The organism is Citrobacter sp. TBCS-14 (assembly GCF_005280805.1).
GTDB classification, from domain to species: domain Bacteria; phylum Pseudomonadota; class Gammaproteobacteria; order Enterobacterales; family Enterobacteriaceae; genus Citrobacter; species Citrobacter gillenii.
The window spans coordinates 1-258 of record NZ_SZWM01000973.1; the positions used below are offsets into that span (position 1 = coordinate 1).

General features: G+C 56.6%; 1 protein-coding gene. It reads left to right on the plus strand.

Translation table 11 applies throughout. The features are described 5' to 3' along the window. Window positions 1-258: ATP-binding cassette domain-containing protein (locus tag FDX22_RS22330; RefSeq protein WP_370317718.1), on the plus strand; the 258-nt coding region annotated here is incomplete at both ends.

Consider the following 258-nt stretch of genomic DNA (forward strand, 5'->3'; position numbering starts at 1 on the left):
GGTCCCAACATCCCGAGCACGAGCTTATCGCACAGGTAATGGCAGTCACCGGCTGCACACCGTTGGCGGGCAAGCAATACGCCGCGCTTTCCGGTGGCGAACAACAACGCGTTCAGTTAGCCCGTGCGCTGGCACAATTGTGGTGCAACGCCGGACCTCGCGGTTGGCTATTTCTCGACGAACCGACGTCAGCGTTAGATCTGTACCATCAGCAACATCTGCTGAGATTACTAAAGACACTCACCGCTTCAGGAGAAT